The 16608-nt window shown below is 68.6% G+C and carries 12 protein-coding genes; 3 read left to right on the top strand and 9 right to left on the bottom strand.

Annotation, left to right across the window (positions count from 1 at the left end):
* Nucleotides 1-12 precede the first annotated feature (12 nt).
* From E4J89_RS14025 to E4J89_RS13995, 7 genes are all read right to left on the bottom strand, one after another.
* On the bottom strand, nt 13-687 hold the full coding sequence (locus E4J89_RS14025) for a response regulator (protein WP_136786770.1): 675 nt from the start codon (nt 685-687) through the stop codon (nt 13-15).
* On the bottom strand, nt 684-2183 hold the full coding sequence (locus E4J89_RS14020) for an ATP-binding protein (RefSeq protein ID WP_136786769.1): 1500 nt from the start codon (nt 2181-2183) through the stop codon (nt 684-686). Before E4J89_RS14020 ends, E4J89_RS14025 begins: the two co-directional genes overlap by 4 nt.
* A 103-nt stretch (nt 2184-2286) precedes the next feature.
* Complete coding sequence (locus tag E4J89_RS14015; protein ID WP_136786768.1) at nt 2287-5613, bottom strand: ATP-binding protein; 3327 nt, start codon at nt 5611-5613, stop codon at nt 2287-2289.
* A gap of 2 nt (nt 5614-5615) precedes the next feature.
* Nucleotides 5616-6539: a DUF4194 domain-containing protein gene (locus E4J89_RS19900; RefSeq protein WP_136786767.1), complete on the bottom strand. Its 924-nt coding sequence runs from the start codon at nt 6537-6539 to the stop codon at nt 5616-5618.
* Entirely contained in the window at nt 6536-7999 is a 1464-nt protein-coding gene (locus E4J89_RS14005) for a DUF3375 domain-containing protein (protein WP_136786766.1), read from the bottom strand. Before E4J89_RS14005 ends, E4J89_RS19900 begins: the two co-directional genes overlap by 4 nt.
* Nucleotides 8000-8128: 129 nt before the next feature.
* Nucleotides 8129-10237: an acyl-CoA dehydrogenase gene (locus E4J89_RS14000; protein WP_136786765.1), complete on the bottom strand. Its 2109-nt coding sequence runs from the start codon at nt 10235-10237 to the stop codon at nt 8129-8131.
* Nucleotides 10238-10313: 76 nt separating this feature from the next.
* On the bottom strand, nt 10314-11084 hold the full coding sequence (locus E4J89_RS13995; RefSeq protein ID WP_240691900.1) for a TetR/AcrR family transcriptional regulator: 771 nt from the start codon (nt 11082-11084) through the stop codon (nt 10314-10316).
* A gap of 80 nt (nt 11085-11164) precedes the next feature.
* Between E4J89_RS13995 and E4J89_RS13990 the strand changes: the two genes are divergently transcribed.
* The 3 genes from E4J89_RS13990 to E4J89_RS13980 are packed head-to-tail and all read left to right on the top strand — an operon-like array spanning nt 11165 to nt 14744.
* A complete protein-coding gene (locus E4J89_RS13990) occupies nt 11165-12502 on the top strand; it encodes an acetyl-CoA C-acetyltransferase (RefSeq protein WP_136786763.1) in 1338 nt (445 codons plus the stop codon).
* Nucleotides 12502-13842, top strand: coding sequence for a 3-oxoacyl-ACP reductase (locus E4J89_RS13985; RefSeq protein WP_136786762.1), 1341 nt, complete (start codon nt 12502-12504; stop codon nt 13840-13842). The genes E4J89_RS13990 and E4J89_RS13985 overlap by 1 nt, the downstream gene beginning before the upstream one ends.
* Nucleotides 13839-14744, top strand: a complete 906-nt coding sequence (locus E4J89_RS13980; RefSeq protein WP_136786761.1) for a MaoC/PaaZ C-terminal domain-containing protein — start codon at nt 13839-13841, stop codon at nt 14742-14744. Before E4J89_RS13985 ends, E4J89_RS13980 begins: the two co-directional genes overlap by 4 nt.
* A gap of 40 nt (nt 14745-14784) precedes the next feature.
* Here E4J89_RS13980 and E4J89_RS13975 read toward each other — a convergent pair whose 3' ends face one another.
* Nucleotides 14785-15990 carry an RNA polymerase sigma factor gene (locus E4J89_RS13975; RefSeq protein WP_136786822.1) on the bottom strand — a complete coding sequence of 402 codons (1206 nt, stop codon included), beginning with the start codon at nt 15988-15990 and terminating at the stop codon, nt 14785-14787.
* Nucleotides 15991-16153: 163 nt separating this feature from the next.
* Nucleotides 16154-16597: a YciI family protein gene (locus E4J89_RS13970; protein WP_136786760.1), complete on the bottom strand. Its 444-nt coding sequence runs from the start codon at nt 16595-16597 to the stop codon at nt 16154-16156.
* Nucleotides 16598-16608: the final 11 nt, after the last annotated feature.

Genomic DNA, 16608 nt, shown 5'->3' with positions numbered 1-16608 from the left:
GGCCGGTCCGGCTCAGGGATCGAATCGGTAGCCGAGCCCCGGCTCGGTGATGAGATGCTGCGGCCGGGCCGGGTCGGCTTCCAGCTTCCGGCGCAACTGAGCGATATACACCCGCAAGTACTGGGTTTCCTTGACGTAGGCAGGCCCCCACACGTGCTCCAGCACCTGCCGATGCGGCACCAGCCTGCCGGGCTGCCGGGTCAGCACCTCGAGGATCTTCCATTCCGTCGGTGTGAGTTTCACGGCGGCTCCCTGCTTCTCCGCCCGCCCCGCAGCAAAATTGAGTGTGAAGCCAGCAGCCTCCACCACGTCGTCCTGGGTACCGGCCTGGCCGCGGCGCAGCAGTGCCCGCAAGCGGGCGAGCAGTTCGTCCAGTCCGAACGGTTTTGTCACATAGTCGTCGGCGCCGGCATCCAGAGCGCTGACCTTCTGGGCGGAGGCGTGGCGCGCGGACAACACCAGGATCGGAGTCTGCGCGCCGGACCGGACACGGCGGATGATCTCGACCCCGTCCATGTCCGGCAATCCCAGATCCAGCACCAGGGCGTCGACCGGACCCTCGGCCAGCGACGCCAGCGCGCTGCTGCCTGTGGGTGCGGCGACAACCGCATAGCCATTGGCCCGCAGCGCGAGCTGCAGCGCCCGCAGCAAGCGGCGCTCGTCTTCCACCACCAGGATGGTTGTCACCGGTCTTCCTGCCATCTGCCCCGCGCGTTGGATGCTGCGCGGGAACCGGCCAGCGGAAGGCGCAGCACCATCGTCAGCCCTCCGCCGGCGGTGCGTTCGGCGTGCAAGGTACCGCCCATCGCTTCTGTCAACCCCCGCGCGACCGCCAGGCCCAGCCCGACGCCGGCATCTTCGCCCGAGTCGGTCATCCGCTGGAAGGGCTTGAACATTTCTTCCAGATCCTCAGGCAGCGGACCGGTTCCGGCGTCGATGATCCGCAACTCGCCGTGCGGCCGGTCGCCTGCTGCAGGAAGTTCTCCCGCCTGCAGCGTGATGGTCGACGGGTGGGCGTGTCGGTCCGCGTTTTCGACCAAATTGGCAATCACCCGCTCCAACAACCCGGCGTCTGCCTCGACCGGTGCGCAATCCTCCGGAATGTGGAAGCTCACCGACTCCGGCGGGACTCCACGCAGCGCCCCCGGCAGCACGTCTTCCCATTGGACCGGCCCCGGCATTGGCCCCACCGATCCGCTGCTGATGCGGGACATGTCCAACAGGTTCTCCACCAGCAGCCCCAACTGGTCGGCGTAGGCATCGGTGGTCTGCAGGAGCTCACGCTGCTCTTCGGTGCTGAACGAACCGCCCTCGTGCAGCAGGCTGCTGACCGAGAACTTGATGCCGGCCAACGGCGTGCGCAAATCATGGCTGACGGCCTGGAGGATCGAACCACGCATCAGGTTGTCCTGGGCCAAACGTTCGTTTTCGAGCCGGCTGACCATCAGCTGCTGGCGCGCACGCAATGCTGTGGCCTGGGCGGCGAAGGCCTTCAACAACTGGCCCTCATCGGCAGTCAGGCGGGGTCCGAGCAGGGCCATGACGGTGTTGTCATCCACTCGCTCGACGGTATCGGCGGCGTCCGGAGAGCCGAGCTGTGGTCCGGCTCCGGCGAGCAGGAGCCAGCAGGAATCTTCGCCGGTGCCCGTGTCGCCGCCGGTGGGCCGCACGAACAGGGCGGCCGCATCGGCACGGAACACTTGGCGGGCCTGTTCCAACAGGCTTCGCAGCGGGTCCTCGGTGGCGATCGCCACCCGGGTGAGCTCATTCAATGCTGAAGCCTCGGCACCGGCGCGGCGGGCCCGCGCGGCCCGGCGGGCGGACTCGTCCACAACCCAGGCCACGGCCCCGGCGACGGCGACAAAACAGACCAAGGCCACGGCCATGGCAGTGTCGTGGATCATCAGCTGGCCGGTGGGCTCAGTCATGAAAAAGTTCAGCAGCAGGCTGCTCCACAGGGCGGCCAAAAGCGCGGGCCAGATGCCGCCCACCAGCGCCACGCCAACAGTTCCGGTGAGCTGGACCAGCGACGCGGTGGTCAGATTGGCGTGCCACATCTGCAGCAGCAGGAACTGCAAGCCAGCCGGAAGCACAACGGCCAGCACGAGGCCGGCCACCACCCTCCGGAGGCTCAGCGACCGGGGAGACGGCCAGCCGGGCAGTTCCGCATGCACCTTCGACATGCCCTAGTCATACCACCGCACCGGCCGGCAACGCCGGTTTCCGGGCAGAACGCATGGTCGCTGCGCCGTCGTCGTTCTGACGCGTAGCCCCCAGCCGGAGGGATCAGCGCAGGACGATGTCCACCGGGCGGGCGAGTGAACGGCCGCGTTCCAGGATGCCGGAGCGGTTGGCGGATTCGTCGCGCAGGACTTCCGTGACGGAGCCGAGGAAGCGGGCCAGGTCCACCTTGTCCTCCGGAGCCGCCAAGAGCAGCTGGAAACCGAACTCGTGCAGCGCGTTGATGCTGGCCTCGGCGAACGCCAGCGACGATTTCACAAACGCCTCGTCCATCATGACCGTGCCGAAGGTGCTGAAGCCCTGGCCGGCGATGCCAAGCTGGTAGGCCAGCGCGGAGGCCATGATGAACGCGGTGAAGCGCTGGCCCTCGCCGCCGGACATCAGGCTGGCCTGCAGGTTGGTGTACGCGCGGCCGTCCGCCAGCACGTTGGTGCAGGTGATGTCCACGTGCGACCGCACATCCAAGACCTCGGCACGCCAGCGGCGTTCGTCCTCCGATGCCAGCCGCTCCACGATGCGGTCCAAGGCGAGGTAGCGGGCGTCCATGTCATCGCCGGTCTGCCGCCGGCCCATCACCGGCAGCGCGTTCTTCAGGTCAGTCCGGAATTTGTGCGAGGCGTCCGGAACTGCGTTCGCAATCTCGATCTGCAAGTGGCTGTCCGCGTGATAGTTGACCCGCCGCAGGATCTGGTTCAGCGGCTGCAGCCGGGAGGCGATGCTCCGGCGTTCCTCGTCCAGCAACTGCAGCAGGTCGCTGAAGCGTTCGTACGTGCGGTTGTTGAAGTACTCGCGGAACTCTGCCTCGCGCTGCGGCAGGCCTTCGCCGACAATGTCGTGGTAACGGGCCTCGTAGTCGGCGGCGGCCTCCAGCGAGGTGCCGTAGTCCGACCCCCACTGCCGGTTGTAGGACTCGAAGATCTTCACCAACTGGTTGCCGGCCTCCAGTTTGGTCCGTTCCAGTGTGCCGCGGGACGTCAGCAGTTCACGCTCCACCCTGGTGCAGACATCGCCGAGGAACTCCAGATCGGTCACTTCGCCATGGGGGGCGAACAATGCGCCAAGTTCGGACGCGAGTTCCTCGGTCAACGCTCCGGCAGGTTCGCCGTTGCCGGCCAAGCCGTCGCGGCGCTGGCGCGCGGCAGACAACCCGGTGGACAAGCGGGCGGCTTCGCCCTTGAGGACCCCGATCTTCTCCGTAGCGGCCGTGAGGTCCAGCTCCGCCGTTTCCAGTTCGAACCGCAGCTGTTCGAGGTCCGTGTTGGCGTCCCTCGCCTGCTCCAAGCGTTCCGCCGCCGCAGCCACTGCTGCGGCATGTGCAGCGGCGGAGATCTCCTCCCAGCTCCGGGTGTCGGCAGCGACTGCCTTGGCCGCGGCCAGCCTCCGGCCAAGGTCCTGCTGTTCGCGGGCGCGTTCGGCCGACTCTGAATCCGCGGTGCCGTAGGTGTCCCGCAGTTCCAGCAGCCGGGTGGCGAGTGCGGCGATTTTGTCCCGGTTGTCGAAGCCCAGCAAATGGTCGGAAGCCCCGGTGTGCCGGTCGTCCTTCTCAGTGGTGCTGCTGCTGCGCTTGACCGCACCGCCCAAGGTCACGCCGCGGGAAACACCGGCCAGCTGCTCCGGCTCCTCGACGCAGACGTAGTCATAGTGCGCGGTGATCTTGCGCCGGACCCATTGGCCCATCGCGGTGTCCTTGGTGACCAGTTTGGTGACCAGGTCGTCCGGCTCGGCCTCGGTCTTGCCGTCCAGCGGAGCACTGACATCGATGATCCGCAGGAAGCCGCGGATATTGTGCTCGTTCAAATACCGGGTGACGGCGTTCATCCGGTCGCCGGGCACCAGCAGCGCCGAAGCCAGGGAGCGGAGCGTGCGCTCGGCTGCCGGCCGCCAGCGGGTCTCGGCGGGGTCAAGATCGATCAGCTCGCCGGCGAAGGGCAGCTCCTCCTCGGTGATGCCGGTCGCGGCGCAGATCTGGCGCCGGCGTTCCAGGCTCTCCGGCCGGATGTTGCTGGTGCGGCGGCGGAAGGACTCAATTTCCTGCTCCAGTGCCCGGATCTGTCCCTTGAGGCTCCAGGCTTCGCCCTGGGCGTCGTTGCTGCGTTCACGGACGGACTCGGCTTCTGCCAGCAGCTCCTTGACCAGCACCGCGGCGCGGCTGCGCGCTGCCGCCAGCCCGCCGGGGCTGAAGTCGGCGTCAAGGCCCGCGGCCTCAGCTTCGGCCCGGAAGGAATCTTCGATCGACTGGCGGGCGCGCAGCTCGGACTGCGCTGCGGCCAGCTCGCGCTCCAGGGTGGCGACGGCGGCGCCGCCTTCGCTGCCGTACCGCGCGGAAAGCCGGGCCGTTTTCTCCTTGAGCGCGGTTCGTGCCGCTTCGGTCTCCGCCAGCTCCGCTGTTGCGGTGGCCGCCTCCGCGCTCAACACCCCGATCTGCCGGTCCTGGCACTCCAGTGCCAGGCGGCGCCGGTAGAGCGGCAGGGCGACGTCGGCCAAGAGGATGTTGCGCTCCAGCTGCGACTGTGTCTCCTGCAGCTGCTGGTGCAGCCGGGGCACCGGAGCGAGCAGGTCGCGTTGCTGCCGGACCCGTTCCAGCTGCCGCCTGATGCTGCGCAGGTGGCTGAAGTCCTGCACTGCTTCTTCGGCCGCCGCCAGCGTCCGCGGCGTATCCAACACGTGGTTGCGGAAGAAGTCGTTGACGGTGCCGCCCAGGCCCTTGCCGGTCTGCAGCGTGCGCAGCAGGCCGAACGCCTTTTCCTGGTCGATGCCCAGCGCCTGTCGGAAACGTTCCGCGAAGGCCTTGTGCGAATCGAAGACCTGGCTGCCCGGCAGCAGCGCCTCCAGCGATGTTTTGCTGAACCTGCCCGCCATGCCGGACTCCAGGCGGGGGATGTCCAGCGGCTTGTTGTGCAGGACGTAGAAACGGCCCACATTGTGTTCGGTGCCATTGGCCGGCAGGTCCAGCATCACCGAGAGGCTGGTGGTCTGGCCCAGCGCATTGTCGAAGGTCAGGCAGACCGCCGACCAGATGGCGCCGGGGCGCTGGTAGAACGTGGCGGTCTGTGAAGCATCGCCGTCGGCCGGCGTGGCACCCAGCCGCCCGCGCATGTAGCTGAACGCGGTACGCCGTTCCTCGGATGCGTGGCCGGAGCTGGTCTGCGCGGCCTCATTCATTTTGGGCCGGGCGTCCAGCACCTGCAGCATGCCGTCAAAGATGGTGGATTTGCCCACCCCGGAACCCCCGGTCAACAACGTGCCGGCGCGGTCCACGCGGATGGTGTGGGCGCCGTCGAACGTGCCCCAGTTGACCAACTGCACGGACGTTAGCCGGTGCTGGCCCGGGTTGAGCAGCCCGTCCATCGGCAGGATTGTCTCAATGCTCATGCTCAGGCCTCCCCGCCGTCGAAAGCCAACTGATCCGTTTCCGGCCCGCTGCCTGCCGGTTGATCATCGCCGGCCAGCGAGTTGATGACCGCCGGGATGTCGCCGATGTTCTCGAACGGCAAGGCCAGCGGAAGTGCCGGCGAAATGACCCACACATCCGGAAGTTCGGTTGCCTGCAGGAGCCGGCGCTCGTTGACCAGCTTGCGCAACGAGGCGTCAGCCAGGTCCTCTACGTGCTTGGCATCGCGTTGCTCCGGATCCACGTAGTCCTGCAGCACGTCGATGACGTCGGCACGGCTGAGCAGTGGCTCAGTTCCGGTGCCGGCGTGACGGTCCTGCACCAGGCGCATCCGCAGCAGCAGCAGCGTTTCTTCCCGGGTCATATCCCGCTGCCGCTGCAGGGCGGTGGTGTGCGGTTCGGCCATCGGGACCGGGCGCAGCATGGCAACCTTCCGGTCTTCGTCAATGACCAGTTGCAGGAACAGTTCGCTGAGCCGGGACGCCAGGATCCGCCGGTGTTCCACCACGGTGTCGTAGACGCGGTCCGTGGACGAGGCGTCCAGGTAGGGGCCGCGCAGCAGCCTGATCAGGGCCTGGCGCAGCTTCAGCGGCAGGGTGCCGGTATCGCCGTCGAACAACTCGGGCCCGTCCCGGACCTCGTCCCGGGCAGTTGCATCCGGTTCAGCCTGGTCGTCCAGCCCGTCCTGGTCGTCCAACCCAGCCTGGGCGTCCAGCCCGTCCTGGTCGTCCAGCCCGGCTGCGTCGTCGGGCTCGGCCCGGTCCTCCAGCCCAGTGTCGAGCCAGTCCTGGTCGTCCAACCCGGCGTCCAGCCCTGCAGACTCCTGAAGCTCCGCGGATTCATCCTGCGGGTTGCCGTCGGACGGGCCTCCGGCGGGTGCAACGCGGGCCTCGGTCATCTCGTTCATGAATCTGCAGCTTTCGTGAAGGTGACGGCGGGCAGCAGTGCGGTGCGTTCGCTGCCGTCGATCTGGATCAGGGTCACGGTGTCGGTGGCCTGCGGGTCCAGCGTGCCACCGGAATTCAGCGCATGCTGGAGCAGCCACCGCAGACTGTTGAGGTGCCGGTGCTGCGTTTCCAAGTCGGCATAGACCTCGGACAGCGGCACCGGCCCGCGGGCCTCGACGGCGGTGCGCACGGCGCGGGCGAGGGCCGCCGCGTCCGCCTGCGGCGTGCGAAGCGCGCGGTGGATGTCCGCTTCGGTGAAGGCAGGCGGTTCCGGCAGCTTTGCCGGGGCCTGGTGGTCCTGAGGATCGTAGAGCCGGACCATGCTGACCGATTCAAAGCCGGAGCCGAAGAGTTCGGGCGCGGGAATCACGGCACGGCGGCCCGGCAGGCTGCGCCGGGACTTGAGGATGGCGGTCTCGGCCGCCCGGATGGTCTGCCGCAGCTGGATCGATTCGCGGACGTCGTCCGACTGCACGAAGGTGTGCATGCTCTCCGAGAGCCGCCCGTAGATCCGGTGGATCTCCGCCGATTGCGCCCGCAATTGGGGCATCAGCCGCTGCAGCGCCCGCCGGTCCTCGGCCTCCAGGGCGTCGGCGAAGTCCCGCTCGAGCACCTCGGCGATGGCCTGCCGGAAGCGCTGCTGCTGCTCCTCGTCGTTCAGGAAGGCCGTGAAGCTCTCGTATGTCCGGCCCTCGCTGGTGCCGCGCAGCCGCTTGTCCGCCTCGAGCACCTCGCCCATGGTGATGCCCTTGGTGGCGTTGGACTCCACAATCTCGGCGCGCAGGGTGTGCAGCATGAGCTCCAGGCCGTCACGCATCCGCTTGAAATCGGCCGGCAGGCCGGCGGCCAGCGCCAAGACGTCGCGGGCTGCCTCCACCGCGGTGGCGTCGGGCAGCGACGCAGGTGCTTCGCCGGCTTCCAGCGCGCGGATCTTGTCCTGGCGCTGGGCGATTTCGGCCTGCAGCACGGCGATCCGGGCCTCGGGGTCGGGGTCCGTTTCATGCGCCAGCGCTTCGACGCGGGTAAGCAGCGTGGCCAGCCGGGAGCTGTTCAACGACGAGGAAGTCCCGGTCAGGCCGTCCAGGTACTCCAGGAACCGCACCGTGGTCTCGGTGGGTTCGTAGACGAACCGGCCGTCCTCGCGCAGCCGGGACAGGTAGCGCCGGGCCACCCAGTCGTCGGCGTACTGGCGGGCGGACCAGTCCACGCGCAGCTCCACCCCGGCGCGGCGCAGTTCGGCCAGGAACGAGTCGGTACTGCGGTGAAACTCTTCCAACGGCAGCTGCGGGCGGGAGCGGGTGAAAGCGGTCCTGAACAGCGCCGGCACCCACGGACTCGCGGAGGCGAGCTTAAGCCCGGGCGTGGCGGCCAGCGCCTGCAACTCCTGCCAGCGGGCAAGGGCATTCTGGGTGAAGGACATGGAAGTGCTTTCCGCCCGCGGAAGGGAAGATCGGGCCCAGAAAATCTTAGCTGGTCCAGCTCCGCTCACGACGGCGGGGCCCCGCCAAGGCGAGCCGTGTCGCCCAAGGGGAGCCCCGCCGTCGTTGTCCTAGTTCTTGGCTTCCAGCTTCTGCCGGTTCTTGCTGAGCTTCTCCTCGGCCTTGCGCCGGGCCATCAGCACCTTTTCGTCCACCGGGGCTTCGCCGCTGGCGCGCCGTGAGCGGGCGTACGCCATGGCTTCGTCCTGGCGTTCTTGCTCCGCGCCGCTGGCAATCTTCGCGCGCAGGTGCTCCGGGCCGTAGCCGAAGGCATCCACCAGGTCATGGGCGTGCGGGCGGAGCCGGGACAGCAGCCGGTTGATGTAGGTGCCGAGGATCCGGGCGCGCTGCGCCGACAGCCGGCCGTACATCAGGTACCAGCCCAGGTTCTTTTCCACCAGCGACAACCCGAAGAGGTCCCGCAGCCAGGTCAGCACCTGCCGGGTGCCGTGGTCTTCGATCTCGGCGATCGCGGCGCTAAAGGCTTCCCATTGCAGCAGTTCGGCGTGGGCGCGGGCCGCCTCGATCAGTTCATGCTGGTGCTCATTGAACAGTGCCGCGGCTTCCTTTTGCGGAAGTCGGGTGGCGTTGCGCAAGGCGCCGCCGATACCAGCCACCATGGTGGAGACCCGGTCGGTGAGCAGTTGGCGCTGGGTTTCCGGATCCTTGAGGTAGTTGGCGCTCTTGCGCTCCGATCCGCTGTCCGCGAAGGTCTGGGCTACCTGGCGCAGCCCGGTGCGGTGCAGCGTGACGTCGGCCGCCTGGTGCGCCACCCAGCGGGCCATGACGCCGAAGTCGGCATGACGGAATTCATTGGCGTAGTCCGCCAGCAGGCGCTTGGCAACCAACTGCAGCAGCACCGTGTTGTCGCCCTCGAACGTGGCGTAGATGTCCAGGTCGGCGCGCAGGGCGGCGAACCGGTTCTCAGCCAGGAAGCCGGCGCCGCCGGTCGCCTCGCGGCACTCCTGCAGCGTGTCCAAGGCGTGCCAGGTGCTGAGCGACTTCAACGCCGCCGCCAGGGTCTCCAGATCCTGCCGGTCCTCGTCGGTGTCATGCGCACCGGAGAACACGTCGTCGAACTTCTGCAGCAGTTGTTCATGGGCGAACGAGGCCGCGTAAGTAGTGGCCAGCCGGGGCAGCAGCCGGCGCTGGTGTCGCTGGTAATCCAGCAGCACCTCTTCGGCCGTGTCCGAGGAGGCGTTGAACTGCCGCCGCTCGGTGGCGTAACGGACGGCGATGGCCAGTGCCACCTTGCTGGCAGCCACCGCGGCGCCGTCCAACGAGACCCTGCCCTGCACCAAGGTGCCCAGCATGGTGAAAAAGCGGCGGCCGGGGCTGGCAATGGGGGAGGAGTAGGTGCCGTCTTCGGCCACGTCGCCGTACCGGTTCAGCAGGTTGGTGCGCGGAATCCGGACCTGGTCGAAGTGCAGCCGGCCGTTGTCGATGCCGTTCAGGCCGCCCTTGTAGCCGTCGTCCTCGCCGCCGATACCGGGCAGGAAGCTGCGCTGCTCGTCGCGGATGGGGACGTAGAACGCATGGACGCCGTGGTCCACCCCGCGGGTGACCAGGTGCGCGAACACCACCGCGGCCAGACCGTCGTTGGCGGCGTTGCCGAGGTAGTCCTTCCACGCGGCGCGGAACGGGGTGTGGACGACGAACTCCTGCGTCGCCGGGTCGTACGTGGCGGTGGTGGCGATGCTGGCAACGTCCGATCCGTGGCCGGTCTCGGTCATGGCGAAGGCGCCGGGCGTCTTCAGGCTCATGATGTCCGGCAGCCAGCGGTCGTGGTGCTCCCGGGTGCCCAGATGCAGCACGGCGGCGCCGAACAGGCCCCACTGCACGCCGGCCTTGATCTGCAGCGAGGGATCGGCGGTGACCAGTTCCTCGAAACCGGCGATGTTACCGCCGTGGTTGTCCTCGCCGCCCAGCCGCCGCGGGAACGCGCGGTGCACGGCCCCGGCGTCGACCAGGTACTTCAACTGGCCCACCACCCGTTCGCGGTGCTCATCCATCGGCAGTCCGTCGATCCGGTAGAGCTCCGGATGGCCGGCGAGGTCACGGGCCGCCTTACGGACCTCGGCCCAGCGGCCCAGCAGAGCCTCGCCGAGCCCGGCCACGTCAACGGTAGCGCCGCTGTCTACAACCGGCTCCGGCGTTTCGGCAGTGGGGGTGTACGTCATCGGGTGTTCCTTCGGTCGTCACGGATAGGTCGGATGGTCAAAGTGGCTGCGGCGGTGCCGGCGGCAGCACTGCGGCTCAGTGTGCGGACTGGCGGGCTGCCGGCGGGGGACCGGACGCCGCTGTCGGCTCCGTCCGGCCGGGAGCCACTCCGCGGAGCAACCATTGGGTGAGCATGCTGGTCATCAGCTCCCGGCTTGGTTTGCTGCCGTCATCGGGTGCGGCCAGCCAGCGTTCGCCGGCGGCGCGCACCATGCCGATGGCGGCCCGCGGCCAGTAGGAGGCCGCGGCCAGTTCCGCCGCGCTGTCCGCGGAGGCGCTCAGGTGACCGCGCAGCGGGGCTTCGATCATCGCCGTCACGTTGGCGAAAAAATCATGCAACACTGCGGAACTGCCGGTCTCCGTGGCAGCAGCGGGCGGCGTCGGTTGGCCGCGCAGCGGCTGCGGAACCGATGGGTCCAAGGGTGCATCCCGGGTGACGAACGCGTACACGTGCGGCGAGGATTCCGCCATCTGCAGATAGACCGAGACCATGGCGGTCAGGCCTTCCTGCGGTGTGGTCGCACTGGCGGCGGCTTCCTGCAGCCTGGCCTGCATGCGGCCCACCACCACCTCGCCCATGGCCTGCTGTAGCCCTGCCTTGTCGCCAAAGTAGCGGTAGAAAACCGGTTTCGAAGTCCCGGCAGCCGCTGCGATGTCCTCCATCGAAGCGTCGGGGCCCAGCCGGTGCACGGCATGACGGGCAGCACGGATCAGTTCCCGGCGGCGTTCGGTCCGATGGCGGTCCCAGCGGGCGGAGCGGCCGTCGGGCCCGGGCGAAGCCGCGGAACGGACTGTGGCGCTATTCACGTTACCCAGCGTATCAGGTACGCTTGGTAACGGTAACTGACTTCGATCCGACCTGTACCCAATTCACGAGGAGAGCCTTCATGGCCGCTTCACCCGACGCCACCGGCACCCGTCCCGCCACCGTCCTGCGCAAGGCAGTCGTCATCGGCGGCAACCGCATCCCGTTTGCCCGGTCCAACGGGGCCTACACCCAGGCCAGCAACCAGGACATGCTGACGGCAGCATTGGACGGCCTGGTGGCGCGCTTCGGCCTGCAGGACGAACGGATCGGCGAGGTCGCCGCCGGCGCTGTGTTGAAGCACTCCCGCGATTTCAACCTCACCCGTGAAGCAGTCATCGGTTCCGCGCTGTCGCCGGAAACGCCCGCCTACGACCTGCAGCAGGCCTGTGCCACCGGCTTGGAAACCGTGGTGGGCCTGGCCAACAAGATCAAGCTCGGCCAGATCGAATCCGCCATCGCCGGCGGCGTGGATTCCGCCTCGGATGCCCCGATCGCTGTCAGCGAGGGGCTTCGGGCGGTGCTGCTGGAATTGAACCGCGCCAAATCGGTGCAGCAGAAGCTCACCGCCCTGGCCAAACTGCGCCCCAAGGATCTGGCGCCCAACGCGCCCGGTACTGCCGAACCGCGCACCGGGCTGTCGATGGGGGAGCATCAGGCGCTGACCACTGCGGCGTGGAACGTGAGCCGCGCGGCGCAGGATGAACTGGCGCTGGCCAGCCACCGCAACCTGGCGGCTGCCTATGAGCGCGGGTTCTTCGACGACCTGATGACGCCGTACCGCGGCCTGGCCAAGGACTCCAACCTGCGGGCGGACACCACGCTGGAGAAGCTGGCCAAGCTGCAGCCGGTCTTCGGCAAGAACCTGGGCGCCGAGGCGACGATGACCGCCGGCAACTCCACCCCGCTGACCGACGGCGCCTCCACCGTGCTGCTCGGCTCGGAGGATTATGCCCGGCGCAACGACCTTCCGGTGCTGGCCGAAGTCGTCGATTCCGAGGCCGCAGCCGTGGATTTTGTGCACGGCAAGGAGGGCCTGCTGATGGCGCCGGCCTACGCCGTGCCGCGGTTGTTGGCCCGGCAGGGCCTGACCTTTGCCGACTTCGACTATTTCGAGATCCATGAAGCCTTTGCCGGCACGGTGCTGTGCCATCTGGCGGCGTGGGAGAGCGAAGAGTTCTGCCGGAACAAGCTGGGCCTGCAGAAGCCGCTGGGCCCGATCGACCGGACCCGGCTGAACGTCAACGGTTCGTCGCTGGCCACCGGACACCCGTTCGCCGCCACCGGCGGCCGGCTGGTCGCCAGCCTCGCCAAGATGCTGCGCGAAAAGGCCGACGCCGAGTCCCGCGGCACCCGCGGCCTGATCTCCGTGTGCGCCGCCGGCGGCATGGGCGTGGTAGCCATTCTGGAGGCGAACTAATGGCGGACCGCTACCTGGACTTGGTCAACGCCGGGCCGCTGAAAAGCCTGGCCAAGAAACTGGGACTGCCCCAGCCAGCGGTGCTGCGCCGCTACCGGCCGGGCACCCCGTTGCTGCCCGGGCCCGTCCTGGTGCTGGGCTCCGGGGCCGGCGCCGACGTGCTGGCCAAGGAAATGCTCGGCTGGGATCTGGATGTCCGCCGGCACGTGGCGCCGAAGGAACGGCTCGGCGGCATCCTGCTGGTGCTCGACGAACTCGAGTCGCCGGAAGAACTCTCGGACCCGATGCTCACCGCAGGCGCCAGCCTGCGTGCCCTGGCGCCTGGCGGCCGGGTCGTTACGGTCTCCCGCCCCGCCTCCGGCACCGGCGAGCCCGCCCGGGCTGCCGCCCGCCAGGCGGTGGACGGTGCCCTGCGGTCGCTGGCCCATGAGCTGCGCGGCGGAGCCACCGGCAACGGGATCCTGCTGGGCGAGGGCGTGGATGCCGGCGCTCCTGCCGTCCTCGGGGCCCTGCGCTTCCTGCTCTCCGGCCGAAGCGCCTACATCAACGGGCAGTTCCTGACGGTTGGCTCCGGCACCGCCGCGCTGCCGGCGGAGGCGGACCGCCCGCTGGCTGGCAAGGTCGCCGTCGTTACCGGTGCCGCCCGCGGCATCGGCGCTGCCATCGCCGAGACCCTGCACCGCGACGGCGCCAAGGTCATCGCCGTCGACGTTCCCGCAGCCGGGGAACAGCTGGCCCACCTTGCCAACCGGGTAGGCGCCACCGCCCTGCAGTTGGACATCACCGCGCCGGACGCCGGCGAGAAGATCGCAGCCCATGCGGCGGAGCGGAACCACGGGCTGGATATTGTGGTGCACAATGCCGGCATCACCAGGGACAAACTGCTCGCCAACATGGACCAGGCACAATGGGACTCGGTGATCGCGGTCAATCTCTCCTCCCAGCTGAGGATGAACGAGCAGTTGTTGGCCTCGGGAGTCCTTCGCGGAGCCCCGCGGGTGGTGTCGCTGGCCTCCACCAGCGGAATTGCCGGCAACCGAGGGCAGACCAATTACGCCGCCTCCAAGGCGGGCATCATCGGCATGGTTCGCGCATCGGCGGCCGCCTTTGCGGACGCCGGCGGCAGCATCAACGCCGTGGCACCCGGCTTCATCGAGACGGACATGACCGCGCGGATGCCGTTCCTGACCCGCGAGGTGGCCCGTAGGCTGTCCTCGCTGCAGCAGGGCGGCAGGCCGCTGGACGTGGCCGAAGCGGTGGCCTTCCTGGCCAGCGACGCTGCCGGTGGGATCAACGGCCAGACGCTGCGCGTCTGCGGCCAGAGCATGGTGGGCGCATGAGCGAGGTCATCCTGGGGGAGATGCCCACGCTCTCCCGGCTGTACCTGACGGCCGCGTCCACAGCGGCGCGGCACAAGCTCGGCGTCGGCCAGCAGACCGAGCAGCTCCCGGCGGTGCGGCACACCGTTGACGGCGTGCACATCGCCCCGGAACGGGTCAGCGGCTTCCAGCAACTGATGCACGGCACCGTGCGGGACACCTTGCCCTCGGTGTTCCTGCACTCCGTTGCCTTCCCGGTGGCGATGAGCGTGATGACACGGCAGGACTTCCCGCTCCCGCTGCTGGGCATGGTGCATCTGGCCAACCGGGTGAACCACCTGCGGCCGGTCCACTTCACCGAACCGTTGACGGTGACGGCCTGGGCCGAAGGCCTGCGCGGCCACCACGCCGGCACCCAGGTGGAACTTCACACCCGGATCGAGGCCGGAGGCGAAACCGTGTGGGAAGGTGTCTCGGACTACCTGGCCAAGGCGGTCTACCTGCCCGGCCTGGACAAGGCCTTCAGGCCGGAACGCACCGATTTCATCCCGCCGCAGCCGACGGCACGTTGGCGCCTCGGACCCGAGGCAGGCCGTGAGTACGCCGGTGTATCCGGCGACTTTAACCCCATCCACTTGAGCGCGGTGTCGGCCAAGATGCTGGGGCTCAAGCGGTCCATCGCGCACGGCATGTATCTGGCATCGCGGGTACTGACCAGCGTGGAGGCCACGGCCAGCGAACCGTTCAGCTGGCGCATCGACTTCGCTGCTCCGGTGTTCCTCCCTGCCACGGTGGCCGTACGGATCCATGACACGGAACGCAACGGGTCGTGGGAATCGTCCGAGTTCTCCGGCTGGGGAGAGCGCAGCCACCGGCTTCACTTCACGGGCAGCGTCAACACTCTCTCAGGGGAAGACAGCTAACGCACGGTCCGTGCCAGCAACGGTTCAGCGCAGGCCCGATTCAGGTGGCGGCCGCCTTGCGTTCGAGCACCTCGCGTTCACGGTCGTTCCTGGCCAGGGCGGCTGCGGCGGCGAACTCGGCGCGCGCCTCGTTCGACCGGCCAAGCCTGGCCAACAGTTCGGCCCGGACGCTGGGCAGCAGATGCGATCCGCGCAGTGACCCCGCCGCAGCCAGCTCATCGACGATGGCCAGCGCCGTGGCCGGGCCGGTGGCCATGGAGACGGCGACGGCCCGGTTGAGCTCGACCACCGGGCTGGGCGCAATCCGTCCGAGTGCCTCGTAGAGCAGCACGATCTCTGCCCAATCGGTTCGTTCGACGCTGGGCGACACCGCATGGCACTCGGCGATGGCCGCCTGCAGCGCATAGCTGCCGCGTCCACGGCCCAGCCGGTCCGCCCGGGCCAGCGCCGCGCGTCCGCGGCCTATCTGGGCGCGGTCCCAGCGGGTGCGGTCCTGATCGGCCAACAGGACGGGTGTGCCGTCGGGCCGGGTACGGGCGCCGAACCGCGAGGCCTGCAGTTCCATCAAGGCAACCAGCGCGTGCGCCTCGGGCTCCTGCGGCACCAGCGTCACCAGGACCCGGCCGATCCGCAGGGCCTCGCCGGCCAGGTCCGGCCGGATCCAGCGTTCCCCGGAGGTGGCAGCATAGCCTTCGGTGAACATCAGGTAGATCACCCGCAGCACGCCGCCCAGCCGCGGTCCCCATTCATTTGGTTCCGGCACCTCGAAGGGGACCTTCGCGGCGGCCAGGGTTTTCTTGGCGCGGACAATGCGCTGCTGGACCGTGCCCACCGGGAGCACAAAGAGCCGGGCGATTTCCTCGCTGGACAGGCCACCGACAATCCGCAGCGTCAACGACACCTGCGCCTCCCGGGAGAGCACGGGGTGGCAGGCGGTGAAGACCAACCGCAGCACGTCGTCCGGTACTGGTTCCCAGCCGGGGGCGTCTTCGTCCTGCAGCCCGCGGGCCAGCTCCTGGTAGCGCTCGTCGAGGCGGTCGGCCCTCCGCCAGGCGTCAATGGCTTTGCGTTTGGCCACCGCGGTCAGCCAGGCGGCGGGATTGCTTGGCACGCCGGTGTCTGGCCATTGGCGCAGGGCATCGGCGGCGGCTTCCTGCGCCAGGTCCTCGGCAAACCCCACGTTCCCGGTGGCCCGGGCCAGCGCGGCGACGATCCGGGCACCCTCGATGCGCCACACGGCATCCAGCCGGCGCCTGACCGCAGCTGCCCGCTCGGTCGCCTCCTCCCGCTCAAGCGATCCCGAGCGCTCGGTCGTGACCGAGTGCTCGGTAGCCTCCGTCCGCGCGGCAGCCTCGGCCCGCGCCTCCTCCGTCCCCGCCACGGCTGACCCTCCCGCCGCCGCGAGGCTGCTAGGCGTTCTCCGCGCGCAGTTTCGCCTCTTGTTCGCGCCAGCCCTCTTCCTTCTGGATGTACTCGTTGTCGGAGAACTCGGCGAAGTCGGCGGCCTCGGTCACGCGGCGCACCTCCAGCTTGGAGCCGGGGCCCAGTGGGCAGCGGCTGGCCCACTCCGCAGCTTCTTCCTTGGACGACACCTGGACAATCCAGAAGCCGTTGAACAGCTCATGGGTTTCGCCGTACGGGCCGTCGGTGACGATCGGCGGCTCCTCCGAGAAGTCGACGACGAAGGCGCTGCCGTCGGACAGGTCCGCCAGCCCTTCACCGCCCAGCATGACGCCGGCATTGATCATGGACTCGTTGTAGGCGCCCATCTTGTTGATCATTTCTTCGAACGGCATGGCCTTGGACGCTTCGATCGCTTCGTCGGTGGCACGCATGATGAACATGTACTTCACGGCTTTTCTCC

The sequence above is a fragment of the Arthrobacter sp. CAU 1506 genome, from assembly GCF_005047635.1.
Taxonomy (GTDB): Bacteria; Actinomycetota; Actinomycetes; order Actinomycetales; family Micrococcaceae; genus Crystallibacter.
The sequence above is the reverse complement of the archived record's forward strand: the minus strand, read 5'-3'. Positions and strand labels throughout refer to the sequence as shown.